This window comes from Aquabacterium sp. (assembly GCF_049274795.1).
In the GTDB taxonomy this organism is placed as follows: domain Bacteria; phylum Pseudomonadota; class Gammaproteobacteria; order Burkholderiales; family Burkholderiaceae_C; genus Aquabacterium.
Genome location: NZ_JBASTH010000068.1, coordinates 1 through 22,663, shown reverse-complemented (window position 1 = coordinate 22,663; position 22,663 = coordinate 1). Strand labels below are relative to the sequence as shown.

20 protein-coding genes are annotated in these 22,663 nt (G+C 67.0%); 13 read left to right on the top strand and 7 right to left on the bottom strand.

The window, feature by feature from the left end; translation table 11 throughout:
* Nucleotide 1: 1 nt before the first annotated feature.
* Nucleotides 2-961: a LysR family transcriptional regulator gene (locus tag WAQ08_RS09850; RefSeq protein WP_422191399.1), complete on the bottom strand. Its 960-nt coding sequence runs from the start codon at nt 959-961 to the stop codon at nt 2-4.
* A gap of 121 nt (nt 962-1,082) precedes the next feature.
* Here WAQ08_RS09850 and WAQ08_RS09845 point away from each other — a divergent pair, with 121 nt between their 5' ends.
* Nucleotides 1,083-3,152 carry an alkyl/aryl-sulfatase gene (locus WAQ08_RS09845; RefSeq protein ID WP_422191398.1) on the top strand — a complete coding sequence of 690 codons (2,070 nt, stop codon included), beginning with the start codon at nt 1,083-1,085 and terminating at the stop codon, nt 3,150-3,152.
* A 30-nt stretch (nt 3,153-3,182) separates the two neighbouring features.
* Here WAQ08_RS09845 and WAQ08_RS09840 read toward each other — a convergent pair whose 3' ends face one another.
* Nucleotides 3,183-3,779, bottom strand: coding sequence for an FMN-dependent NADH-azoreductase (locus WAQ08_RS09840; protein WP_422191397.1), 597 nt, complete (start codon nt 3,777-3,779; stop codon nt 3,183-3,185).
* Nucleotides 3,780-3,879: 100 nt separating this feature from the next.
* Here WAQ08_RS09840 and WAQ08_RS09835 point away from each other — a divergent pair, with 100 nt between their 5' ends.
* Nucleotides 3,880-4,806 (top strand): LysR substrate-binding domain-containing protein, encoded by a 927-nt coding sequence (locus tag WAQ08_RS09835; RefSeq protein ID WP_422191396.1) that lies wholly within the window; start codon nt 3,880-3,882, stop codon nt 4,804-4,806.
* Nucleotides 4,807-5,001: 195 nt separating this feature from the next.
* Here the strand turns inward: WAQ08_RS09835 and WAQ08_RS09830 are convergent, their stop codons facing one another.
* Together WAQ08_RS09830 and WAQ08_RS09825 are read right to left on the bottom strand one after the other, a co-directional pair.
* Nucleotides 5,002-5,340: a hypothetical protein gene (locus WAQ08_RS09830; protein ID WP_422191395.1), complete on the bottom strand. Its 339-nt coding sequence runs from the start codon at nt 5,338-5,340 to the stop codon at nt 5,002-5,004.
* Between the two features lie 22 nt (nt 5,341-5,362).
* Entirely contained in the window at nt 5,363-5,551 is a 189-nt protein-coding gene (locus WAQ08_RS09825) for a hypothetical protein (protein ID WP_422191394.1), read from the bottom strand.
* Between the two features lie 104 nt (nt 5,552-5,655).
* On the opposite strand from WAQ08_RS09825, the gene WAQ08_RS09820 reads away from it, so the two are divergent.
* Nucleotides 5,656-6,516: a helix-turn-helix domain-containing protein gene (locus tag WAQ08_RS09820; RefSeq protein WP_422191393.1), complete on the top strand. Its 861-nt coding sequence runs from the start codon at nt 5,656-5,658 to the stop codon at nt 6,514-6,516.
* Nucleotides 6,517-6,618: 102 nt separating this feature from the next.
* A complete protein-coding gene (locus WAQ08_RS09815; RefSeq protein ID WP_422191392.1) occupies nt 6,619-8,160 on the top strand; it encodes a C13 family peptidase in 1,542 nt (513 codons plus the stop codon).
* A gap of 30 nt (nt 8,161-8,190) precedes the next feature.
* On the opposite strand, the gene WAQ08_RS09810 is transcribed toward WAQ08_RS09815, so the two are convergent.
* Nucleotides 8,191-8,613 carry an MAPEG family protein gene (locus WAQ08_RS09810; RefSeq protein ID WP_422191390.1) on the bottom strand — a complete coding sequence of 141 codons (423 nt, stop codon included), beginning with the start codon at nt 8,611-8,613 and terminating at the stop codon, nt 8,191-8,193.
* 52 nt (nt 8,614-8,665) lie between these two features.
* Nucleotides 8,666-9,424: a 5'-methylthioadenosine/adenosylhomocysteine nucleosidase gene (locus WAQ08_RS09805; protein ID WP_422191388.1), complete on the bottom strand. Its 759-nt coding sequence runs from the start codon at nt 9,422-9,424 to the stop codon at nt 8,666-8,668.
* A gap of 155 nt (nt 9,425-9,579) precedes the next feature.
* Between WAQ08_RS09805 and WAQ08_RS09800 the strand changes: the two genes are divergently transcribed.
* From WAQ08_RS09800 to WAQ08_RS09760, 9 genes are all read left to right on the top strand, one after another.
* Nucleotides 9,580-9,996: a YjfI family protein gene (locus WAQ08_RS09800; RefSeq protein WP_422191386.1), complete on the top strand. Its 417-nt coding sequence runs from the start codon at nt 9,580-9,582 to the stop codon at nt 9,994-9,996.
* 17 nt (nt 9,997-10,013) lie between these two features.
* A complete protein-coding gene (locus tag WAQ08_RS09795) occupies nt 10,014-10,718 on the top strand; it encodes a PspA/IM30 family protein (protein ID WP_422191384.1) in 705 nt (234 codons plus the stop codon).
* Nucleotides 10,715-11,086, top strand: a complete 372-nt coding sequence (locus WAQ08_RS09790; protein ID WP_422191382.1) for a hypothetical protein — start codon at nt 10,715-10,717, stop codon at nt 11,084-11,086. Before WAQ08_RS09795 ends, WAQ08_RS09790 begins: the two co-directional genes overlap by 4 nt.
* Before the next feature lie 77 nt (nt 11,087-11,163).
* Nucleotides 11,164-11,799, top strand: coding sequence for a ubiquinone biosynthesis protein (locus tag WAQ08_RS09785; RefSeq protein WP_422191380.1), 636 nt, complete (start codon nt 11,164-11,166; stop codon nt 11,797-11,799).
* 76 nt (nt 11,800-11,875) lie between these two features.
* Nucleotides 11,876-13,969: a hypothetical protein gene (locus tag WAQ08_RS09780; protein WP_422191378.1), complete on the top strand. Its 2,094-nt coding sequence runs from the start codon at nt 11,876-11,878 to the stop codon at nt 13,967-13,969.
* Nucleotides 13,970-13,983: 14 nt separating this feature from the next.
* Nucleotides 13,984-14,547, top strand: coding sequence for a zf-TFIIB domain-containing protein (locus tag WAQ08_RS09775; protein ID WP_422191376.1), 564 nt, complete (start codon nt 13,984-13,986; stop codon nt 14,545-14,547).
* 8 nt (nt 14,548-14,555) lie between these two features.
* Nucleotides 14,556-19,757 carry a DNA repair ATPase gene (locus WAQ08_RS09770; RefSeq protein WP_422191374.1) on the top strand — a complete coding sequence of 1,734 codons (5,202 nt, stop codon included), beginning with the start codon at nt 14,556-14,558 and terminating at the stop codon, nt 19,755-19,757.
* Between the two features lie 97 nt (nt 19,758-19,854).
* Nucleotides 19,855-20,532 (top strand): glutathione S-transferase family protein, encoded by a 678-nt coding sequence (locus tag WAQ08_RS09765; protein WP_422191372.1) that lies wholly within the window; start codon nt 19,855-19,857, stop codon nt 20,530-20,532.
* A 179-nt stretch (nt 20,533-20,711) separates the two neighbouring features.
* Nucleotides 20,712-22,100 (top strand): dicarboxylate/amino acid:cation symporter, encoded by a 1,389-nt coding sequence (locus WAQ08_RS09760; protein WP_422191370.1) that lies wholly within the window; start codon nt 20,712-20,714, stop codon nt 22,098-22,100.
* Nucleotides 22,101-22,345: 245 nt separating this feature from the next.
* Here WAQ08_RS09760 and WAQ08_RS09755 read toward each other — a convergent pair.
* Nucleotides 22,346-22,663 (bottom strand): transposase (locus WAQ08_RS09755; RefSeq protein ID WP_422191368.1); only part of this gene is annotated, 318 nt, incomplete at its 5' end.

The following is a 22,663-nucleotide window of genomic DNA, read 5'->3' as shown; positions in this document are numbered from 1 at the left end:
CTCAGCGAGGCTGTGGCCGACGCCGCTTGGTGTTTCGCCGGCCGCCAGCCAGCGCCACATCGTGCGCGGCCAGCAGTTCGATGAACTTCAGGCCCGCCCCGGACACCGTGCGTTGCCTCAACCAGGCCACACCGAAGCGCGCCTTGGTGCCGAGTTCGATATCGTCGATCACGGTCAGCAGCCCGGCCTTGATCTCGGCCTGCACCATGAAGCGCGGCATCATCGACACCGCATCCGAATCCACCAGCATCGCCTTGAGCACGCTGGAGCTGTCGCACTCCAGCGTGAGCAGGCTGCCGCGCAGTGCGGTGCGGCGTTCTGCCGGCATGCCTGCGGCCAGGGCCTTGGCGGCATGCGGCGGCAGGCGCGGCCCGGCCAACGGGTAGCTGAACAGATCGTCCAGCCCCGGGGCGGGCAGGGCGGCCAGCGGGTGCCCGGCGCGGCACACCACCACGGCCTGGTGAGGCGACAGGGCCTGCGACGCGAAATCCTCCAGCTGCTCGACCTCGCTGAGATCCAGCACGATCAGGTCCACGTCCCGTGCACGGGCGCGCTCGGGCAGTTCCTGCCAGGGGGCTACCAGCAACTGCACGCGCAGGCCAGGGTGCAGGCGGTTCAGCCGGCCCACCACCGGCCCGATCAGGGCCGAGCCGCCAAAGGGCCCGACACCGATGCGCAGCTCGCCCAGCGCCAGCCCGCGCGCCAGGCGGATCTCATGTTCCAGGTCCTGCGTGGAGGCCTCGAAAGCCTTGGCATGCCGCAGCAGCAGTCGGCCCAGGTCAGTAGGCTCGATGCCGCCGCGCTGCCGCTCGAACAGCGCGCCGCCCACCTGCGCCTCCAGCCCCTGGATGCTGCGTGACAGCGCCGGTTGCGTGATGTGCAGCGCCTCGGCGGCGCGGCTGAAGCTGGCGTGCTCGGCCACGGCGGCCAGATGCTTGAGGTGGCGGAGTTCGATGTTCATGCGGATATCCATGCTAATTAAGCATGGTGAATATGATTTCAATGCATTTGACACATGATGGCCTATTGTCCATGATCGCGCCGCATCTAATCGATAACACGCGCTGAAGGAGACAAGCGACATGACGCATGCCATCGCCATCCATGACGAACCTGTGGCCGGCCCGCGTGAGCGATGGGCCTCGGTGCAGGCCAGGGCGCCGCGTGGCACTCGGCGGGGCATGCTGCCCACGCTGAGCCTGATCGGCTTGACCCTGGCCCTGGCGGCCTGCTCGCCAGGCAAGGCGCCTGAAAGCGCCGAGGGCACGGCTCACGGTGCGGTGTCCAGCACCGTGCAGCAGGCCAATGCCGCCGTCGCCCAGGCGGCTGATCTGTCCGATCCCACCAACTTCGCAGATGCCAAACGCGGCTTCATCGCCGCGCCCACCGGCCAGGTCAAGGATGCCGAAGGCCGCGTGGTCTGGGATTTCGCCGCCTTCAACTTCGTCAAGGGCCCGGCGCCGGCCACCGTCAACCCCAGCCTGTGGCGCCAGGCCCTGCTCAACAACCAGGTGGGCCTGTTCAAGGTGCGCGATGGCGTCTGGCAACTGCGCGGCTTCGACCTGGCCAACATCACCCTGATCCAGGGCAAGACGGGCTGGATCGTGGTCGACACCGGCACCGCGCAGGAGACGGCCGCCTATGCACTGGCCTTCGCGCGCCAGCACCTGGGCAATCAACCTGTGTCGGCGGTGGTGTTCACCCACAGCCACATCGACCACTTTGGCGGTGCGCTGGGCGTGATCTCCGCGAATGAAGCCAAACAGCGCAAGGTGCCCGTGGTGGCGCCCGTGGGCTTCATGGAGGAAGCCACCAGCGAGAACGTGCTGATGGGCACGGCCATGGGCCGCCGCGCGCTCTACATGTACGGCAACCGCCTGCCGCGCAATGCCGAGGGCCTGGTCGACAACGGCCTGGGCAAGGCCGTGGCCTATGGCCGCGTGGGTCTGCTGCCGCCCACCGTGGTGGTGGATCAGCCCCAGCAGGAGCTGATGCTCGATGGCGTGCGCTTCGTGTTCTACAACGTGCCCGGCAGCGAGGCGCCCTCGGAGTTCACCTTCTCGCTGCCTGATCTCAAGGCCTTTGGCGGCGCCGAGCTGATGAGCCAGACCCTGCACAACCTGTACACGCTGCGCGGCGCCAAGGTGCGCGATGCGCTCAAGTGGTCGGGCTATCTCGATGCCGCGCTGGAACAATCGGCAGGAGCCGAGGTGGTGTTCAACCAGCATCACTGGCCGGTGTGGGGCGCCGAGCGCATCCGCACGTCCATCGAGCGCCAGCGCGATGTCTACCGCTACATCCACGACCAGACGGTGCGACTGATGAACGCGGGCCTCACCGGCCCCGAGATCGCCGAGACGCTGCAGCTGCCCAAGGCCCTGCAGGACGAGCTCACCATCCGCGGCTACTACGGCACCGTGCGCCACAACGTGAAGGCGGTGTACCAGCACTACATGGGCTGGTTTGATGCGAACCCAGCCAACCTCGATCCGCTGCCGCCGGTGGACGCGGCCAAGCGCTACGTGGCGCTGGCAGGTGGCATGGACAAGCTGGTGACTTCAGCCCAGCAGGCCTACGATGCGGGCGATTTCCGCTGGGCGGCCGAGCTGCTCAAGCACGCCGTGTATGCGGATGCGGACAACAAGCCCGCGAAGGAGCTGCAGGCCAAGGCCTTCGAGCAGATGGGCTACATGGCCGAAGCTACCCCGTGGCGCAACTTCTACCTGACCGGTGCGCTGGAGCTGCGCCAGGGCGCGCCCGACAAGGGCATGGCCCGCGACGCGCTGCTCGACATGCTGCAGCACACGCCCATCGAGCGCTTCCTGGAGGCCATGGCGGCCTCGCTCAACGGCCCCAAGGCCGGCGACACGCGCCTGAGCATCAACTTGGTGTTCTCGGATCTGGGGGAGGGCTACGTGCTGCGCATCGCCAATGGCGTGCTGCACTTCACCAAGGCGCCGCCGGCGACCGACGCGAACGCCACGCTCACCCTGACCAAGGCCTTCTTTTTGCGCATGGTCACCGGGGGGGCGGGTGCCAAGGACCTGCTGCTGTCCGATCAGACGAAGATCGATGGCAGCAAGCTGGACCTGGCACGCTTCTTTGCACTGATCGAGAAGGCGCCAGGCACCTTCCCGATCGTCACGCGCTGACGGAGCGGGCTCCGTCGCGCGCAGCGGGCCTTACACCGTGGCGATGTCCTTGCGGGCCGACACCAGGGCGGCGTCGCGGGCATCGGGGCCCAGGGCCAGGCCTTCGGCCGTGATCACGCGGATGTCGGTGATGCCCAGGAAGCCCAGCACCTGCTTGAGGTAGCCCACGTGCGCCTGGCCCGAGGGCTGGTTGGCATGCACGCCACCGGCCGTGGCCACGATCACCACGCGCTTGCCTTTGGCCAGGCCTTCCACGCCGTTGGCGCCGTAGCGGAAGGTCACGCCAGCCACGGCCACCAGGTCGATCCAGGACTTGAGCTGGGTTGGCACCGTGAAGTTGTACATCGGGGCGCCCAGCACGATGGTGTCGGCGGCCAGGAACTCGGCCATCACGGCATCGGCCCTGGCAGCCAGGGCTTGTTGCTCGGCGGTGCGCTGCTCGGCCGGTGTGCCACGGGCACCCAGCACGGTGGCGTCCACCTGCAGGGCGTCGGCGGCGGCCAGGTCGCGGTAGCTCACGCTCACCGAGGGCTCGGCCAGCTTGATGGCCTCGACGACTTCGGCGGTCAGCAGGCGCGAGGTGGAATGGGCGCCGAGGATGCTGGAATCAAGGTGCAGCAGTTTCATGATGGGCTCCAGGTAGACAGGTTGTTTGGTCGATGGAGTCATCGTATATTTGCGCCATGAATAGCACTAGTTACCAGGATTGAGAATGACTGTTCCATCCATGGTTCAAATGACGCCAGCTGGTGAGCCGCCCGACCTGAACGACTACCGTTATTTCGCCGTAGTGGTCGACTGCGGCGGGTTCTCTGCGGCGGCGCGGCAATTGGGCCTGCCCAAATCGCGCCTGTCGCGCCGGGTGGCCGGGCTGGAGGCTCGACTGGGTGTGCGGTTGCTTCAGCGCAGCACCCGGCGCATCACCGTCACCCACGTGGGGCAGCAGGTGCTGGCGCACTGCCAGGCCCTGCTGCGCGAGGCCGAGGCGGCCGAATGCGCCGCGGCCCGGGTCAAGGCCGAGCCCTCGGGCCGGGTGCGCGTCAGCCTGCCGATGAACCTGCTGGACATCAGCCTGATCGGCGTGTTCGAGAAGTTCATGCAGGACCACCCCAAGGTCACGCTGGACGTGATCCAGACCAGCCGGCGGGTCGACCTGATCGAGGAGGGCGTCGATCTGGCGTTGCGCGTGCGCGCCACCGACGACGAAGACCCTCAGTGGGCCACGCGCCGGCTCATGCCGACCCGGCCGCTGCTGGTGGCCAGCCCCGCGCTGGCCGAGGCCCACGGCGGCCTGAGCACGTTCGCGCAGCTGGAGTCGGCCCCGGTGCTGGGGGCCGCGGGCCCCAATGGCAAGGTGCACTGGCGGCTGGAGGGGCCGGATGCCGAGGTGAAGGAGGTGGCTTTGGCACCGCGCCTGGCCAGCGACCATTTCGCCTTGCGCACACGCGCGGCCTTGCTGGGCCTGGGCGTGACCATGCTGCCTGAAGTCTTTGCCTTGCCGGAGATCGAGGCCGGACGCCTGGTGCCGGTGCTGCCGGGGTGGCGCTTCCAGCTCAACCACCTGCAGGCGGTCTATGTGAGCCAACGGGGCTTGTCGCCGGCGGTGCGTGCCTTGCTGGACGCGCTGGCGCAGGTAGAGGCGCCAGGGATCTGAGTGAACCGCTTGAGGGATGCCGGGCGGCACGGTGGCGTGCCACCCGGTCCCGTTTGCTTTGTCTGTCTCACTCCACCAGGTGGCCCGGGGGCCCTCCTGTTGGCGTTGATTTTAGGGAGGTAGGCAGGGCTGCCATCCCCACACATGGGGGGAAACCTAGGGATAACCCGTCGTTCGGCCAGGGGGCCGAATGCGTCAGTGGCCCTTTTGTGCCCAGAACAGCCCCGTTCTCGGCGTGCAGCTGCCATCAGCCTCGATGGCCAGCGCCTGCTGAACCTCCTGCGGCGCGCCTTGCTGCAAGGCCCGGATCGCCTCTGTCTGCAGGGCTGGCGTGCGCATGCGGGCCACCCAGTCGGCAAATGCCAGCCGCACAGGCCACTGCGCCTGCTCGTGCACCGTGAAGCCTGCTTCGGCCAGCAAGGCCCGCCATTGCGAAGCCGAGTGGTTGCGCACGTGTGAGCGGTCTCGCAGTATCTCCATGGCTTGCAGGTGGGTGTCGACCAGCGATTCTTCGTGGCCCAGGATGTCGATCACCAGCAGGTAGCCGCCGGGTTGATCACGCGGCGCATCTCGCGCAGTGAGGCTTCGAGCGCTGTCCAGTGATGCGCGCGCTGTAGCGCGTGGCCACCGTGCAGAAGTGGCCGTCCTCGAAGGGCAGGGCATCGGCCTGGGCATGCGGGTCGAACTGCTGCTGGATGGCCTGCTGGTGTGTGGTGGGTATGGGCGTGGCGGATGGGGGTGTCATGGCCGGCTCCTGTGCATGGAGATGACCGACGATACGCAGCAGATCATGCTGGTACAAGTTGCATCCTTATCCTATTGTGAGACGTACTCCGCCATCATCCAGACATGCCGTCTACCCGCTTTCCCATCGATCCTCAGCCCGCTCCGGGCGATGCCCCCGAGAACAACGCCCTGGGCGACTTCCTGCACGCCTGCCGCGACCGCTTGCGCCCGCAGGACGTGGGGCTGCCACAAGGCGCCCGCCGCCGGGCCCCGGGCCTGCGCCGTGAAGAGGTGGCGGCGCTGTGCGGCATCAGCCCCACCTGGTACACCTGGATCGAGCAGGGGCGCACGCGTGCCGTCTCCACCGAAACACTGGGGGCGCTGGCGCGGGGCCTGCTGCTGTCGGCGGCCGAGCGTGCTTACCTGTTCGAGCTGGCGGCACGCGCCCAGCCCACGGCGGCGGGTATCGATGATGACGAGCATCTGCCCTCCCTGAGCGCGCTGGTGGACGCGGTGCGCACGCCCGCCTATGTGCTCGACAGGCACTGGGATGCCGTGGCCTGGAACCGCCCGGCCGCGCAGCTGTTCGAGGATTGGCTGGGTGGTGGTGCCCGGCGCACAGCCCAGGCGCCGGGCAGCCGCAACCTGCTGCGCTATGTGTTCCTGCACGATGGGGCGCCAGCCTTGATTGGCGATTGGAGCGAGCGTGCGCGCCGCCTGGTGGCCGAGTACCGTGCCGATACCGCCTCGTGGCGCGATGACCCGGTGGCCCAGGCCCTGGTTGACGAACTGCAGTGGGCCAGCCCGGCCTTCAAGGCGGCCTGGCGCTCGCAGGCGGTGCTGTCGCGCGAGGGCGGGCTGAGGGGTTTCGATCACCCCCGGCTGGGGCGCCGCGAGTATGAGCAGTTCACGCTGCGGGTGGCCCAGCACTCTGCGCTCAAGCTGATCGTGCTCACACCCCGGGTGATGGCGCAGGAGGCGTAAGGCGCTTGGTACAGTGGTGCGCTCAAGGATAGGCTGGGCCAGCCGAGTTTTCTTGTCCCCGCAGGGAGAAGGGCTAGGCGTACTTAAAACCCGAGGAGCCCCATGACGGACAGCAGTGATCGCAAGGCGGTGAGCCTGCCTGACGGCGACAGCCCCTGGATGCGCGTGTGGCAGCACGAGGCGGCAGCGTTGGCGATAGCTGCGTCACCGGTGCGTGCCGAACAGCCTTCTGCGCCCGTCGCGCCGCGCGAACGTCTGCAGCCGGGGGCGTTGGGTCCTTGGTGGCGGGCCGGCGTGCGTGCGGCCACCTTCCGCCAGGCGCCAGACCTGTCCGCGCTGCAAGCCACGCCGGCCGTGGTGGCCTGGCTGGTGCTGTTCAACCTGGCCGTGCAGGTGCTGTGGCAGCGTCTGGCCATGCCGGGACCGGCCGATTTCCATGGGCAAGGGCTGCTGCAAGGCGGGCTCGATCTGGCCGTGATCGCCTGGGTGTGCGCGTGGGTGCGCGCACCGGGGCCCCAACGCATGGCCTTGCTCTGTCTGGTGCTGGGCACCGAGTTCGTGATCAGCCAGGTCAGCGGCCTGCTGTGGGTGCTGGCCGGGCAGGCGCAGGCGGCGGGCCTGTGGCGCCAGGGCAGCGTGTGGCTGCTCTGGTTGCTGTGGCTGGGCCCCATGGTGTGGTGGATGGCTGCCGTGGGGGCCGTGCTGTGGCGCCAGGGCGACCGGCTCCTGCGGCCGTGGCTGGGCGGTATGGCCTTGCTGGCGGGCTTGATGGCCCTGCACTGGGTGATGCCCTCGCAGCAGATCTGGACACCCGGTCGGATCAGCCAGGGTGCTGGTGACGAGTCGGACGAGTCAGCGCGGCTGACCCTGACCGAGCCCGTGCTGCGCGCGCAGGCCACCTTGCTGGATCAGCAACTGGCTGCTCTCAAGCCGCAGCGCCCGGGCGTGGTGGATGTGTACGTGCTGACCTTCGCCCCCTATGGCGATGAGGACGTGTTCCTTCGCGAGAGCGCCATGGTGGCGGACGTGATGGCGCAACGCTTCGACGCACAGGGGCGCGCGCTGCAACTGGTCAACAACCCGCGCACGGCCGAGCAACTGCCGTGGGCCACCAGCGACAACCTGCGCCGAGCCCTGCAACGCATCGGGCAGCTCATGGATCCGCGTGAGGATGTTCTTTTCATCCACCTGACCTCGCATGGCGCGCGCGATGGGCAACTGGCCACCGAGTTGTGGCCGGTGCGCCCGGATGCGGTCACGCCCGCCTCGCTCAAGGCTGCCTTGCAGGATGCGGGCATCCGCTACCGCGTGGTGTCGATCTCGGCGTGCTACTCGGGCAGCTGGATCGCGCCGCTGGCCGATGACGACGCACTGCTGATGACCGCGGCCGATGCCGAGCACACGTCCTACGGCTGTGGCCGTCTCTCACCGCTGACCTTCTTCGGCCGCGCCATGTACGACGAGCTGCTGCGCACGCAGACCCGATCGTTCACCGAGGCGCATGCCAAGGCGCGAGAGCTGATCCTGCAGCGTGAGCAGGAGGCCGGCAAGGACGATGGCTACTCGAACCCGCAGATCAGTGTGGGCTCGCGCATCGCGCCGATGCTGGAAGCGCTGCGGCAGCGGCTGGAAGCGCCTCGCTGAGCGGTGGCGTGGGGTTGCGGCTGCGCGGGCTCAGAGCGCCCAGAGTCGAGCCAGCAGCAGACACCACATCACCGCGGCCACCACATTGCTCAGGGCGAACACCGTGAGCCGGTGGGGCACGTGGTTGTAGCCCAGGTAAATCACTGAGTGCAGCACGCGCAGCGCCACGTAGGCCCAGGCCAGCATCAGCAACGTGGGCGTGACGTGCTGCGTGATCACCGCCACCAGGCAGGCCAGGTAGAACAGCACCGGCACTTCCAGCAGGTTCATGAAGACCCGGTTGGGTACCCGCGTGGCGGTGGGCACGCGCGGGGATTCGCCGTACTTGAAATCGTCGAAATCCACCTCGCCGCGGGCGCCGGCCTTGAACCGCGCGATGGGCACCAGCAAGAGCACGAGCAGGGTCCACAGGGCCAGCACGGCCATGGGTTGCAGGATGGTGTGGGTGGTCATCACGGGCTCCTGGTGGCGGGTTGAATCGGTGTGCTTGAAACGGCGGCGGCGCTCAGGACCCGTGGCGCAGCGTGCCGCGCACGATGTCCAGGGCCACGTGGCGAGCCACCTCGTCGATGAAACGGCCGAAATCAACATGCGCCGTGTCATCGGCGCGGTCGGAGATGGTGCGCACCACCGCGAAGGGCACGCCGAAATCATGGCAGACCTGGGCCAGTGCGGCACCTTCCATTTCCACGGCCAGGGCATCGGGCAGGGCCTGGCGCAGGGCGGTGCTTTCGCTGGCGCTGGACACGAAGCGGTCGCCGCTGACGATCAGGCCCTGGTGGACACGGGCGTCCCGCTGCGTGGCGAGCGCATCGAGGGCATGGGTCGTGCGGCGGCCGGACCCTGTGGCCAGTGCCTGAGTGGCCGCTGCTGCCACGGCGTTGCTCAGCGCCGTGTGCGTCGGCAAGCGTGACAGGCCCTGCCCCGGGATCTCGAAGCGCGGGAACAGGGGCGAGGCATCCATGTCGTGCTGCAGCAGTTCGGTGGCCACGACCACATCGCCCACCTGCACGTCCGCGCCCAGGCCGCCGGCCACGCCCACGAAGAGGATCTGCGTGGCCTGGAACTCGGTCAGCAACAGCGTGGCAGTGGTGGCTGCGGCCACCTTGCCGATGCCCGACAGCACCACGACCAGTTCGCGGCCCTCCCAGTGGCCGACCCAGAAGTCAGGGCCGGCCCGGCGCACCCGGGTCTCGTCCGGCATCGCGTCGAGCAGGGTCTGCAGTTCCTGCGGCATGGCCGCCATGATGGCGAGGCGCCCCATCCGATGTCCTTCGTGCTGATGGCTGATCCGGCGCGATTGTCCCACCGCGTTGCAGCCAGTCACCAGTGCGTGAGAACCCTGTTGACATGTTATGTCGATGGCCCTACATTGAGCGCCATGGGACGTCGATGTGGCGGCCTTCAACAGGGAGTGAAATGAAACCACTGCTTGATCAACTCCAGGGATTGGACGCGCTGATCAGCCAGGCCATGGGCGGCCTGTCCGTGCATCTGCAACCCATTCCAGGCGATGTGCCGGTGGTGCAGATCACCATCGATGGCCGCCAGGAGCTGCCCATCTTCCTGACGGGCTCGCAGGCGCAGATCCTGTGCATGTGCTACCTGTGGACGGACGACGAGGTCAAGGCCGATCGCCGCACCGAACTGCTGGGCTGCCTGCTGGACCTGAATCCATCGGTGCCGCTGTCATCCTTCGGGCGCGTGGACGGACGCTACGTGCTGTTCGGCGCGCTGTCGGCCGATGCCCGCACAGAAGACATCGCCAAGGACGTGGCCGTGCTCAGCGACAACGCGCTCGACGCGCTCGATGCGTTGTCGGAATTCCTGAACTGATCGACCGAGGACACACCATGACCGTCATCAAGAAACTGGTCACCCTGTTGCGCGGCAGTGCCCGCGAGCTGGGCGAAAGCGTGGTCGATGCCAATGCCACGCGCATCTACGAGCAGGAAATCGTCGACGCGCGCCACAGCATCGACCAGGCCCGTGGCGATCTCACCGGCGTGATGGCCAAGGAGATGCAGACCGCACGCGCCATCGAGAAGCTCAAGACCGAGGTGGCCCGCTACGAAGGCCTGGCGCTCGAAGCACTCAACAAGTCGCAGGAAACGCTGGCGCTGGAGGTGGCCAACAAGGTGGGCGCGCTCGAGCAGGAGCTCGACGAGCAGACCAAGGCACATGCCTCCTATGCCGTGCAGGTGGCCAAGCTCAAGGAGCTGATCAAGTCGGCCGAAGCCCGCATCCGCGAGCACGAGCGTGAACTGGCCATTGCCAAAACGACCGAGAGCGTTTACCGTGCCACCCGCTCCATCTCCGAGAACATCGGCAGCAGCGGCTCCAAGCTGGTCAATGCGCGCCAGTCGCTCGAGCGCATCAAGCAGCGACACGAGGATCTGTCCGACCGCATGGCCGCTGCCGAATCGCTGGACGCGGAATTCGGCCACGCCGCGCTCGAGAAGAAGCTGGCCGCGGCCGGCATCGGCGAGGACGCCGACCGGGCCCGCAAGGTGATGGAGCGCGTGCGCGCGCGCCAGGCCTCCGAAGGACAAGGATGAGCCTGGGGCGCAAGCCGGCGCGCTGGCGGGACTCGGACGATGCGATCCGGGCCGTGCAGGTGGCTTTCGATGTGGAGCAGGCTGTGCTGGAGGCGGTGCGTCAAGCCGCCTTCCAGAACCACCTGTCCACCTCGGACCAGATCCGGCAACTGCTGGACCTGCCCACCCCGTCGCGCCCCAAGCGCCCAAGGCTCACGGTGTCGCTCAGCGGCGCCGACTACGAATTGCTGTCATCACGCTACCAGCTGCCGGCCGACGACCGCCTGGCGATCAAGGAGCGCGTCACGCAGGAGCTCATCGCTTTTGCACAGGGAGGTGACGCAGCGCCGCCAGGCAGGAAATCGTCGCCGCCCAGGCGGCAGACCTGAAGAAGCTTCATAGAATCGAACAACAACATTGAACGGCTAGGCCAAGATGCCTGCCGCGGACCTGACAAGGGGGGATCATGGGAGGTTTTCTCGATGCGGCCGTGGGCTATCCCACGGCGGTCTACACGGCGCTGCTCGGTGTCGTGCTGGTGTACTGGTTGATGGCCCTGCTGGGTGTCGTCGACTTCGAATCCAGCGGCATCGACATCGATGTGGACATGCATGCCGACGGCCAGATCGACGACCTGGGCGTGCTGGCCAGCTATGTGGTGGGCTTCGGGCTCAATGGCGTGCCGTTTTCCATCGTGGTCAGCCTGATCGTGCTCGTGTGCTGGACGATGAGCTGCCTGGCCGGCATGTGGGTGCTGGCCTGGGTGCCTACCTTGTTGCTCAAGGCCGTGGCTGGCACGGTTGTGCTGGTGGGCAGCTTCCTGGTGTCCATCCCGGTCACGGCGCGCGTGGTGCGCCCGATGCGCGGCCTGTTCGTCAGCCACACGGCCATCGGCAATGCCGCCCTGGTGGGCCTGACCTGCAAGGTGCTCACGCAGGGCGTCGATGAGAAGCTGGGCCGCGCCGAGGTGGCGCGCCGTGGCGCCAACATCAACATCCGTGTGTGGGCGCAGACGCCCAACACCCTGGCCCGGGGCGACAGCGCCCTGATCGTCGAGTACGACGACACCGCGGGCCGCTACCTGATCGAATCCGTGCGTTGACCTGCGCGCGGCCGATGCACTTTTTCCTTGTCTTCGTTCCTGCTCACTGCTTACACCTGCCTACAAGAGGACCCTCATGGAGCCGATCTTTGTCGCCGTTGGCGTGCTCACGCTGTTCATCCTGGGCATGTTCGCCATGTTCGCCAAGTTCTATCACAAGATCGAACAGGGGCATGCGCTCATCGTCAACACGCTCAGGGCCGAGCCTGAGGTGACCTTCACCGGGCGCATGGTCTACCCCATCATCCACAAGGCCGAGCTGATGGACATCTCGGTCAAGACCATCGAGATCGAGCGCAAGGGCCGCGAGGGCCTGATCTGCAAGGACAACATCCGCGCCGACATCGATGTGAAGTTCTTCGTGCGCGTCAACAAGACGGCCGACGACGTGCTCAAGGTGGCGCAGGGCATCGGCTGTGCGCGGGCATCCAGCCAGGAGACGCTGGAAGAGCTGTTCTCGGCCAAGTTCTCCGAGGCGCTGAAGACGGTCGGCAAGAACATGGAGTTCATCGACCTGTACCAGGCCCGTGACCGCTTCCGCGACGAGATCATTGCGCAGATCGGTGATGACCTCTCCGGCTATGTGCTGGAGGATGCCGCCATCGACTTCCTGGAGCAGACGCCGCTGGGCGACCTTGATTCCAACAACATCCTCGACGCGCAGGGCATCAAGAAGATCACCGAGCTGACGGCGGTCGAGCACGTGCGCACCAACGAGCTGCGTCGCAACGAAGAGATGCAGATCAAGAAGAAGAACGTCGAGACGCAGGAGGCCCTGCTGGAGCTGGAGCGCCAGCAGGCTGATGCGCAGGCCAAGCAGCAGCGCGAGGTGGCCACGGTGCGTGCCCGCGAAGAAGCCGAGACCGCCAAGATCCAGGCCGAGGAGAAGGCCAAGTCCGAACTGGCCCGCCTGCAGGCCGAGCAGGCCGTGTCCGTGCAGCAGGAAAACGTGTTGCGCGAGAAGGAAGTGGCCGAGAACAACCGCAAGCGCGCCGTCGCCATCGAAGAAGAAAAGGTGACCCGCGCCCGTGAGCTGGAGGTGGTCGACCGCGAGAAGGAAGTCACCCTGCAGAAGATCGAGAAGGACAAGGCCGTCGAGGTGCAGAAGAAGGCCATCGCCGACGTGATCCGCGAGCGCATCGTGGTCGAGCGCACGGTGGCCGAGCAGGAAGAGGCCATCAAGGAGCTGCGCGTGGTGGCCGAGGCCGAACGCACCAAGAAGTCCACCATCATCATGGCCGAGGGCCAAGCCGAAGAGAAGCTGGTGCTGGAGGTCAAATCCGCCGAGGCGCAGGAGCGCCGTGCTCGCCACAAGGCCACCGAAGACCTGACCCTGGCCGATGCCAAGCTCAAGATCGCCGAGCGCGATGCCGAGGCCAAGAAACGTGAAGCCGAAGGTGTGGAGGCGATCAGCGCCGCTCCCGGCCTGGCTGCCGCCAAGGTGCAGGTGGCCTCCGCCCAGGCGCAACTGGCCCAGTTCGAGGCCGAGGCCAGCGGCAAGCAGAAGGTCGGTCTGGCCGAGGTGCAGGTCAAGACGGCCGATGCCGACGCCACGCTCAAGGCCGGTCAGGCCGAAGCCCAGGTCAAGGAGCTGCTGGGCCTTGCCGAGGTGAAGGTGCGCACCGCCGATGCCGAAGCCGACCTGAAGGCCGGCGAGGTCGAGGCGCTGAATGTCGAGGCCAAGTTCCATGCCGAGGCCAAGGGCCTGCGCGACAAGTTCGACGCCATGAAGGAGATGAGCGAGCACACCCGCGCGCACGAAGAGTTCCGCATGCGCCTGGAGAAATCGCATGTCGAGACGCTCAAGGGCATCGACGCGCAGACCGTCATCGCCAAGGAGCAGGCCGAGGTGCTGGGCACTGCCCTGGGCAACGCCAAGATCGACATCGTGGGTGGCGAGGGCGGCTACTTCGACAGCTTCGTCAAGTCGCTGGCCGTGGGCAAGGGCATCGATGGCGTGATCTCGCGCAGCAACACGCTGCAGATCGGTCTGAAGGACCACCTCAATGGCGAGCGCGACATGGTGGCCGACGTGCGCGACCTGATCGGTGCGCTGGGCTCATCGGCCGGTGAGCTGCAGAACCTGAGCGTGGCAGCCTTGCTGGCCAAGGTGGCCCGCGATGGTGACGACAGCCAGAAGGCCGCGTTGCAGACGCTGCTGGCCCGCTGATCGGGAGCCGGTTGATGAGCCAACACGACATGCGCTGCACTTGTTCAGGCCAGGGCTCGCTCAAGCCCACGCTGCTGGCGACGGGGCTGCCTGCCCATCAGTGCGCCGCCTGCGAAGGCACGCTGCTGGCCTTGGATGCCTACCGGCGCTGGCTGGCGCAACCGGATGCCGCGCCGGCCATCGAAACCACTGCCGCCCTGCATGGCCTGGTGGCGGTGGAAGATGCACCGGGTGCTCGTTCTTGCCCGCGTTGTCAGCGGTTGATGCAGCGCCTGCGCGTCAGCACCGACCTGCCTGATTTCCGCATCGACCGCTGTTCGCCATGCCAGACGGTGTGGTTCGACCGGGGTGAGTGGCAGGCGCTGGCCCAGGACGGCCTGGCCTGGCGGCTCGACGAGGTGCTGTCCGATGGTTGGCAGCGCCAGCTTCAGCAGGCCGACCTGCGCCAGCGGCGCGAACAGGCCCTGCGTGCCCGTCTGGGCGATGACTGTCTGGACGAGCTCACGCGCATCCGCACCTGGCTCGACACCCAGCCCCGCCGCGAAGAACTGCTCGCCCTGCTGAGGGCCGGCTGGTAGGACCCTGCATGACCGACACCCCACGGACGGACACCGCGGACGCCACCGACAGCCTGGTGGCCGAAAGCGGCAGCTACGACCTGCTCAAGAAGCGCCTGGCCCAGCAGGGCGACGCACTGCAGCAGCAAGCCCAGGCCCTGAATGAGGCCCGCGTGGCCGAGTTCGGCCGTGCCGACCAGGTGCTGCTGCTGCGCACCCGTGCCCGCACCGAGAACAACTGCGTGGCGCGCGACATCGTGCGCATTGGCGATGTGCTGCTGTTCGGCTACAACGTCTTCATCGGGCTGCGCAAGGAGACGGCAGTCTGCGACGTGTTCGCGCTGTACCGCCTGGCCGAGCACGAGGGCGCCGACGAGCTCGAGGCTGTGCCGCTGGCCGGCAGCTTCCTGGAAGACAGCCGCTTCGTGTCGGACTTCCGCGAGCTGCACGCCTACTACAAGCACGCCACGCTTCTGCAGCTGCGCGTGACGCAGGACAAGCTGCTGGCCGCCTTCCAGATCGGCCAGCAGGTCAATGACCTGCGCGTGTTCCGCTGGCAGATCGAGCGCGACGGCAGCGTGCGCTATGTGGACAACCGCGGCGAGCGCGACATCGCCCTGCCGCCCAGCCACGATTTCGAGTGGACGCCCACCACGCGCGACGACCACGTCGCCGGCCGCCACCCGCACATCAACGTGCTGGACACGGTGTTTGTGGAGACGGTGGGCGGTGACCTCACGATCAAGATCGAGAACAACACCGAGACCGGCCTGGGCATCTACAGCGAGCCGGTCGAGGACAAGAACCAGTCGCTCACCGACGCCGACATCGCCTACGCTCGTCTCGGCATGCTGGTGCTGCTGCGCGTGCGCCCCTACCGCGAGCAGACCACGCGCTACCTGGTCTACAACCAGCGCACGCAGCAGGCCGAGCGGCTCGATGCTGTCGGCGGCTCCTGCGTGCAGCTGCCCGAGGACCACGGCATCATCTTCCCTGGCGGCTACTACCTGCAGTCGGGCGAGTACAAGCGCTTCGACCTGCCCGAGGACATGGTGGCCGGCCTGCGCTTCAAGCGCATGGTCAAGTCACCCAACGGCGAGGACGTAGCCTATGTGTTCTACCAGCCCGGCTCGGGCCACTACGCGCTGTTCACCTACAACCTGATCAACAAGACGCTGAGCACGCCCATCGTGGCCAATGGCTACGCGCGCTTCGCGGATGGGCGCATGCTGGTGTTCCAGGTGGACCGTGGCGAGCCCACGCGCGTGCACCCCATGCAGCTGTGGCAGACGCCCTTTGCCACCGAAGACCACGTGACCGCGCAGCCGGCCGTGCAGGGTTTCTTCGGCAAGATCGGCAACGCCGAGCTGGTGCGCGGTGTGTCCGACCTGATGGGCATCGCCCGTGCGGTGCGCGAACAGGCCCCCACGCGCACGGCCTACGACGACCTGATCCGCCAGTGCACCCGCGTGTCGGACGCCTACTTCTGGCTTGAATCGCCCGAGGCCGGTGGCCTGTCGGCCCTGCTGAGGCAGATCGCCGATGGCGCGCGCGCCACGCTGGCCGAGTTCGAGAAGGTCGACAGCATCCGGCGTGACACAGCCCGCGCCCTGGTGCAGGCCGAGGCCGAGCAGCATGCCCTGCTCACCGACATCGCCAGCACCATCTGGCGCCTGCCGGCCGATTTCGTCAAGGCGCTGGGCCGCCTGCGCGAACGGCGGGGCCGCCTGCAGCTGGTGCGTGAGCTGCGCTATGTGGACAGCGCCCGTGTCGAGCAGATGGACGCCGCGCTGGCCACCGAGCAGCAGCGCGTGGGCGAACGTGCCTTGCAGTTCCTGGCCGATCCGAACGCCTTCGACGCACAGCGGCAGGCCCTGAACGCGCTGGCCACCGAGCTGCCGGCCGCCATGACCACGCCAGTGCTCGACAAGCTGTTGGCCACGCTGGATGAGGAAGCCGCCGGCCTGGATCTTTTGAGCGAACAGCTCGGCACGCTGCCCGGCGGCGATGCCGTGGTGCGTACCACCATCCTGGACAGCATCTCCGGCCTGTACGCCGACATCAACCGCCTGCGCGCCGATGCCCGCCTGCGCCGCAAGACGATGGGCGTGGGCGAGGCGCGTGCCGAGTTCGGCGCGCAGTTCAAGCTCTTCGGCCAGGCCGTCGAGAACGCGCTGGAGTTCGCCGACAGCCCCGAGAAGTGCGACGAGGCCCTGACCTGCCTGCTGGCCCAGCTCGAAGAGCTCGAAGGCCGCTTCGGCGAGCACGAGGCCTTCATCGCCGACATCGCGGCCAAGCGCGAATCCCTCGTCGAGGCTCTGGCCGCGCGCCGCCAGATGCTGGTGGAGGCCCGCCAGCGCCGTGCCCAGGCCATGGCCGAGGCCGGCGCCCGCATCCTTGAAGGCGTGCCACGCCGCGTGGCACAGATGCGCGAGCTAGCCGATGTGCACAGCTACTTCGCCTCCGACGTGCTGCTGGCCAAGCTGGGCAAGGTCATCGCCGACCTGCGCGCCATGGGCGCGGCCGTGCAGGCCGACGACCTGGCCACGCGCCTGCAGACCGCGCGCGACATGGCCGTGCGCGCGGTGCGCGACCAACGCGAGCTGGCCGTCGATGGTGGCAACACGCTCAAGCTGGGACGCCATGCCTTCACCATCAACCGCCAGGCGATCGACCTGACGCTGGTGGCGCATGGCGATGGCCAGGCCTTCCAGATCACCGGCACCGACTACCTGGCCCCGGTGTACGACGAAGGCCTGCTGGCCTTGCGCGCCCAGTGGTCGCAGGCCCTGGTGTCCGAGACGGCCGAGCTGTCTCGTGCCGAGTACCTGGCCGGCCACCTGCTCAAGCGCTGGCTAGCCGGCCAGGCCCGCGAAGGCGAGGCCGCGATGGACTTGGTTCAGGTGCGCACCCTGTTCACCGAAGACCCGATGCACCCCACCTTGCTGGAGCAGGTGCGCCGCGAGGCTGCCACCCGCTACCAGGAGGGCTACCAGAAAGGCGTGCACGACGAGGATGCGCTGCGCATCCTGTCGGCCCTGGTGATGATGCAGGACGCGGCTGGCCTGCTGGCCTGGGGCCCGGCCGAGCGTGCGCTGGCCCTGATGTACTGGCAGGAAGGGCTCGATGCTGACGCGCGTGATGCCCTGTTGCGCCAGGCCCGGGCCTGCCTGCAGATGAAGGCGCTGTTCGGCCAGGCCCTGGCCCTGCATGACCTGGAGGCCACGCTGGGCCAGGTCTTGCAAGGCTTCATGGCTGTGACCCTGCCCGAGCTGGCGCAGTCCGGCGACAACGCCGCCACGATGGGCCGCTCATCGGCAGCCTACTTGGTGCGCCAGATCAGCGCAGAGCACGGCACCGAGGCCTGGGTCGTGTCCGGCCTGGGCGATGACCTCGCGCAGGCTTTGTTGCGCGAACTGGAGCGCCACGGCCGCCACGATGAGGTACGGCGCGATCTTGAGGCCGCGCCCGTGGCCGAGCGCTGGCGCATCGCCCGCCAGTGGGTGCAGGCCTTCGCGGCCACGCAGACTGCCGCCGCGCAGGCCTGGGTGGACGACGCCGCCAGCGTGCTGGCCCTGCCGGCGCAACGCCAGCGCGTCAATGCCACGCTGGACCAGATCGTCGACGGCCTGCGTGGCGAACATCCCCGCATCGATGGTGGGCGCATGGCGCTCAACCTCAACGATTACTGGCGCCGGCTCGATCACCACCACGCGCACACCGTACCCGCCTACGAGGCCCTGCAGCATCGACGGCACGAGCTGTTGGAGCAGGAGCGTCGCCGCCTGCGTCTGGGCCAGTTCCAGGCCAAGCCCTTGTCGTCCTTCGTGCGCAACCGCCTGATCGACCAGGTCTACCTGCCCGTGCTGGGCGACAACCTGGCCAAGCAGCTCGGCGCGGCGGGCGATGCCAGCCGCAGCGACCGCATGGGCATGCTGCTGCTGATCTCGCCGCCCGGCTATGGCAAGACCACGCTGCTGGAGTACGTGGCCGACCGCCTCGGCCTGGTCTTCGTGCGCATCAACTGCCCGGCGCTGGGCCATTCGGTCACCTCGCTGGACCCGAGCACCGCGCCTAACAGCGCCGCCCGGCAAGAGCTGGACAAGCTCAACCTGGGCCTGGCCATGGGCAACAACGTGATGCTTTACCTGGACGACATCCAGCACACCAACCCCGAGTTCCTGCAGAAGTTCATCGGCCTAGCCGACGGCACGCGCCGCATCGAGGGGGTGTGGAACGGCGAACCGCGCACGCACGACCTGCGCGGCAAGCGCTTTGCCATCGCAATGGCCGGCAACCCCTATACCGAGTCGGGCGATGTCTTCAAGATCCCCGACATGCTGGCCAACCGCGCCGACATCCACAACCTGGGCGATGTGCTCTCGGGGCAGGATGCGCTGTTCTCGCTGTCCTACCTGGAGAACTGCCTGACGGCCCACCCGCTGCTGCTGCCGCTGGCCTCGCGCGAGCCGGCCGACGTGCACCGCCTGGTGGCCATGGCGCAAGGCGAGGAGGTGGCGGCCAGTGCCTTCGCACATGCCTACAGCGCGCTGGAGCTGGAAGAGCTGTCCGCCCTGTTCAAGCGCCTGTTCCAGGTACGTGACCTGCTGCTGAAGGTGAACCTGGCCTACATCGCCTCGGCCGCGCAGAAGGATGGCTACCGCACCGAGCCGCCCTTCAAGTTGCAGGGCAGCTACCGCAACATGGGCAAGCTGGCGGCTAAGGTCACGCCGCTGATGCGCGAAGATGAAATCGACACGCTGCTGCGTGACCACTACCGAGGCGAGGCCCAGACGCTGACCACCGGCGCCGAGGAGAACCTGCTCAAGCTTTCGCAGCTGCTGGGTCGGCCCACGCCCGATGAGGCCACCCGCTGGCGCGACATCTGCGACGAGTTCGTGCGCCAGCGCAAGCTGGGCGGCGACGATGCCGATGGCAGCACGCGCATCGCCTCGACCGTGCTGGACGTGGCCCGCGCGGTGGAACTCCTCAAGCCCCCCCCGGCGCCACCCGCCCAGGCCACGCCGCCGGGCCTCTCCGAAGGCCTGCGCCTGGCCGAGGCCGTGCTGGAGATGGCCGTGACCTACCGCCAGTTGATCATGCCGCTGGTGGTGGCCACCGAGCGCAGGCTCGATCTGGACCAGTCCATCCGCAAGGAGGTCGAGCGTGTGGCCGAGCAGTTGGAGAGCCGGCGACAATCCCAGCGGCAGCCTCCCTCCGACACGGCATGAGGCGGCCATGAGGCAGGGCTTTCGGGGGTGTGATGTCGGTGCGTGAAGGTGCTGGCATCATGGTGAAAACCATTCACTAATCACGCGAGGGATCCCCATGTACACGCTCTACATCGCCAACAAGAACTACTCGTCGTGGTCGCTGCGGCCCTGGGCCTTGATGACCGAACTGGGCATCGCCTTCAAGGAGGTGCTGGTGCCGTTCGGGGCCGGCTCCAACTGGGAGGAGTTCCGCCGCTTCGCGTCCAATGGCAAGGTGCCCTGTCTGGTCGATGATGGCCTGACGGTGTGGGATTCCCTGTCCATCGTCGAATTCCTGGCCGAGCGCCACCCCGGCGTGTGGTCGGCCCAATCGGCTGCGCGCGCCTGGGCGCGTTCCGCAGCCGCCGAGATGCACTCAGGGTTCGGCACGCTGCGCACGCAATGCTCGATGAGCTGCGGCATCCGTGTGCACCTGCATGAGATCGGCCCCGCGCTCAAGACCGATCTGTCCCGGCTGGACGAGCTCTGGCGCGATGGCCTGGAGAAGTTCGGCGGGCCCTTCCTGGCGGGCGAGGCCTTCACTGCGGTGGATGCGTTCTACGCGCCAGTGGCCTTCCGTGTGCAGACCTATGGCCTGCCTCTGAGCGAGCCGGCCCAGGCTTATGTGCAGCATCTGCTGCAATGCGCGTCGCTGCAGCAGTGGCAACAGCAGGCGCTGGCAGAACCCTGGCGCGAACCGGGTCATGAGGCCGATTGCCTGGCCTTCGGCACGCTGACAGCTGATCTACGCTGAACATGCGCTGAACCCGCTGCCGGCGCATGCACCACCTTGGAGCATCAGGGGCGGATAAACCTAGGGTTTTTACCATGTTCTGGGCCTGATTCCGGACCCCGGGCGGTCGTTGTGTGGAAGTCCACAATCCCGCCTGTGGGTTGTTTTCGGCATCCTTGCGACCGTTGCGAGGTGAGCCCATGACGACCCAGACCCTACCCAATTCCGCTGCCATTCAAACCAAGCCTGCCTGGTACAAGTCCTTGTACGTGCAGGTGCTGACGGCCATCGCCATCGGCGTGCTGCTGGGCCATTTCGCCCCGCAGACCGGCGAGGCCATGAAACCGCTGGGTGACGGCTTCATCCGTCTGATCAAGATGCTGATCGCGCCGATCATCTTCTGCACCGTCGTGGTCGGCATCGCCGGCATGGACGACATGAAGAAGGTGGGCAAGACCGGCGGCCTGGCGCTGCTGTACTTCGAGATCGTCAGCACGCTGGCGCTGATCATCGGCCTGATCGTGGTCAACGTGATCAAGCCGGGCGCAGGCATGCACATCGATCCGCACTCGCTGGACACCAAGAGCATTGCCGCCTACGTGGGCCCGCACAAGATGGCGACCACGAGCGAGTTCCTGATGAACATCATCCCCAGCAGCGTGGTCGATGCGTTCGCCAAGGGCGACATCCTGCAGGTGCTGCTGTTCTCGATCCTGTTCGGCTTCGCGCTGCAGCGCTTCGGTGGCCGCCAGAGCATCGTGTTCACCTTCATCGACAAGTTCTCGCACGTGCTGTTCGCCATCGTCGGCATCGTGATGAAGGTTGCCCCCATCGGTGCCTTCGGCGCCATGGCCTTCACCATCGGCAAGTACGGCGTGGAGACGCTGCAGCAGTTGGCCCAACTGATGGCCACCTTCTACCTGACCTGCCTGATCTTCGTGCTGGGCGTGCTGGGCGTGATCGCCCGTGCCCACGGCTTCACCGTGACGCGCTTCATCCGCTACATCAAGGATGAACTGCTGATCGTGCTGGGCACCTCGTCGAGCGAAAGCGTGCTGCCCCGCATGATGGCCAAGCTGGAGCACGCCGGTGCGCACAAGTCGGTGGTGGGCCTGGTGATCCCCACGGGCTACTCGTTCAACCTCGATGGCACCTCGATCTACCTGACGATGGCCGCCGTGTTCATCGCCCAGGCCACGGACACGCCGATGACCATCATGCAGCAGGTGACCCTGCTGGCCGTGCTGCTGGTGACCAGCAAGGGCGCTGCCGGTGTCACGGGTTCGGGCTTCATCGTGCTGGCCGCCACGCTGAGCGCGGTGGGCGGTGTACCGGTGGCCGGCCTGGCGCTGATCCTGGGCATCGACCGCTTCATGAGCGAAGCCCGCGCCCTGACCAACCTGGTGGGCAACGGTGTCGCCACGCTGGTGGTGGCCAAGTGGTGCAAGCAGCTCGACACCGAGCGCCTGAACGAAGTGCTCGATGGCAAGGTGGCCCCGCTGGCTCAGGTCGAGCCCTCGCCGGCCGATGCCATCGAAGAGCTGCTGCCTGCATCGCCGGCGCATGCCCAGGGTGCGGCCCGGGGCTGAGGTCAACAAGAGGATCAGCCTGCCGCGGTGAAACACCGAGGGCAGGCATGACAAGCAAAAGGGCGCCACAAGCGCCCTTTTTGCTTTGTGCGGATCATGCTGGAATCCGCCTGAAATGCCGATGAATAAAGGGTTATGCTCGAATTGACCTGCTTCTCTGCCTCCCCATTGTGGGAAGATTTGAGGGGGGCGATTGTGGGAAGAAGTTGGACACCTGTTAGTGGATCAGGGTAGTCGCCAAGAATCTATCCGTAAATTATATTTACGCGTAGTGGTACTTTGCGAAACGCAATGATGGCAGCAGCCAGATGGTTGAGCGCAAGGAAGCTGCGTTCCAGCTTCTCGTACCGCACGAGGAGTTTGCGGAACCGATTGAACCAACTATGGCAAACCTCGACAACCCAGCGGCGCGCCTTCTTCTTCGTATCACGTCGCTTGTTGTCGGCCTCTTTGCGCCGATCAACCACATGCGTGATGTAGCCATGCTCGGCAATGATCTTGGCAGCGGGCTTGCCACGGTATCCCGCGTCTGCGCACAGGTGTTTGCTGCGCTGTTTGGGCGG

Excerpts from the sequence above, each read along its gene's own strand:
- WAQ08_RS09810 (WP_422191390.1), bottom strand. The coding sequence starts at position 8,613 with ATGACCACCCACACCATCCTGCAACCCATGGCCGTGCTGGCCCTGTGG.
- WAQ08_RS09840 (WP_422191397.1), bottom strand. The coding sequence starts at position 3,779 with ATGAAACTGCTGCACCTTGATTCCAGCATCCTCGGCGCCCATTCCACC.
- WAQ08_RS09760 (WP_422191370.1), top strand. The coding sequence starts at position 20,712 with ATGACGACCCAGACCCTACCCAATTCCGCTGCCATTCAAACCAAGCCT.
- WAQ08_RS09845 (WP_422191398.1), top strand. The coding sequence starts at position 1,083 with ATGACGCATGCCATCGCCATCCATGACGAACCTGTGGCCGGCCCGCGT.
- WAQ08_RS09795 (WP_422191384.1), top strand. The coding sequence starts at position 10,014 with ATGACCGTCATCAAGAAACTGGTCACCCTGTTGCGCGGCAGTGCCCGC.
- WAQ08_RS09765 (WP_422191372.1), top strand. The coding sequence starts at position 19,855 with ATGTACACGCTCTACATCGCCAACAAGAACTACTCGTCGTGGTCGCTG.
- WAQ08_RS09815 (WP_422191392.1), top strand. The coding sequence starts at position 6,619 with ATGACGGACAGCAGTGATCGCAAGGCGGTGAGCCTGCCTGACGGCGAC.
- WAQ08_RS09805 (WP_422191388.1), bottom strand. The coding sequence starts at position 9,424 with ATGGGGCGCCTCGCCATCATGGCGGCCATGCCGCAGGAACTGCAGACC.
- WAQ08_RS09835 (WP_422191396.1), top strand. The coding sequence starts at position 3,880 with ATGGTTCAAATGACGCCAGCTGGTGAGCCGCCCGACCTGAACGACTAC.
- WAQ08_RS09800 (WP_422191386.1), top strand. The coding sequence starts at position 9,580 with ATGAAACCACTGCTTGATCAACTCCAGGGATTGGACGCGCTGATCAGC.
- WAQ08_RS09770 (WP_422191374.1), top strand. The coding sequence starts at position 14,556 with ATGACCGACACCCCACGGACGGACACCGCGGACGCCACCGACAGCCTG.
- WAQ08_RS09785 (WP_422191380.1), top strand. The coding sequence starts at position 11,164 with ATGGGAGGTTTTCTCGATGCGGCCGTGGGCTATCCCACGGCGGTCTAC.
- WAQ08_RS09775 (WP_422191376.1), top strand. The coding sequence starts at position 13,984 with ATGAGCCAACACGACATGCGCTGCACTTGTTCAGGCCAGGGCTCGCTC.
- WAQ08_RS09820 (WP_422191393.1), top strand. The coding sequence starts at position 5,656 with ATGCCGTCTACCCGCTTTCCCATCGATCCTCAGCCCGCTCCGGGCGAT.
- WAQ08_RS09825 (WP_422191394.1), bottom strand. The coding sequence starts at position 5,551 with ATGACACCCCCATCCGCCACGCCCATACCCACCACACACCAGCAGGCC.
- WAQ08_RS09790 (WP_422191382.1), top strand. The coding sequence starts at position 10,715 with ATGAGCCTGGGGCGCAAGCCGGCGCGCTGGCGGGACTCGGACGATGCG.
- WAQ08_RS09850 (WP_422191399.1), bottom strand. The coding sequence starts at position 961 with ATGAACATCGAACTCCGCCACCTCAAGCATCTGGCCGCCGTGGCCGAG.
- WAQ08_RS09780 (WP_422191378.1), top strand. The coding sequence starts at position 11,876 with ATGGAGCCGATCTTTGTCGCCGTTGGCGTGCTCACGCTGTTCATCCTG.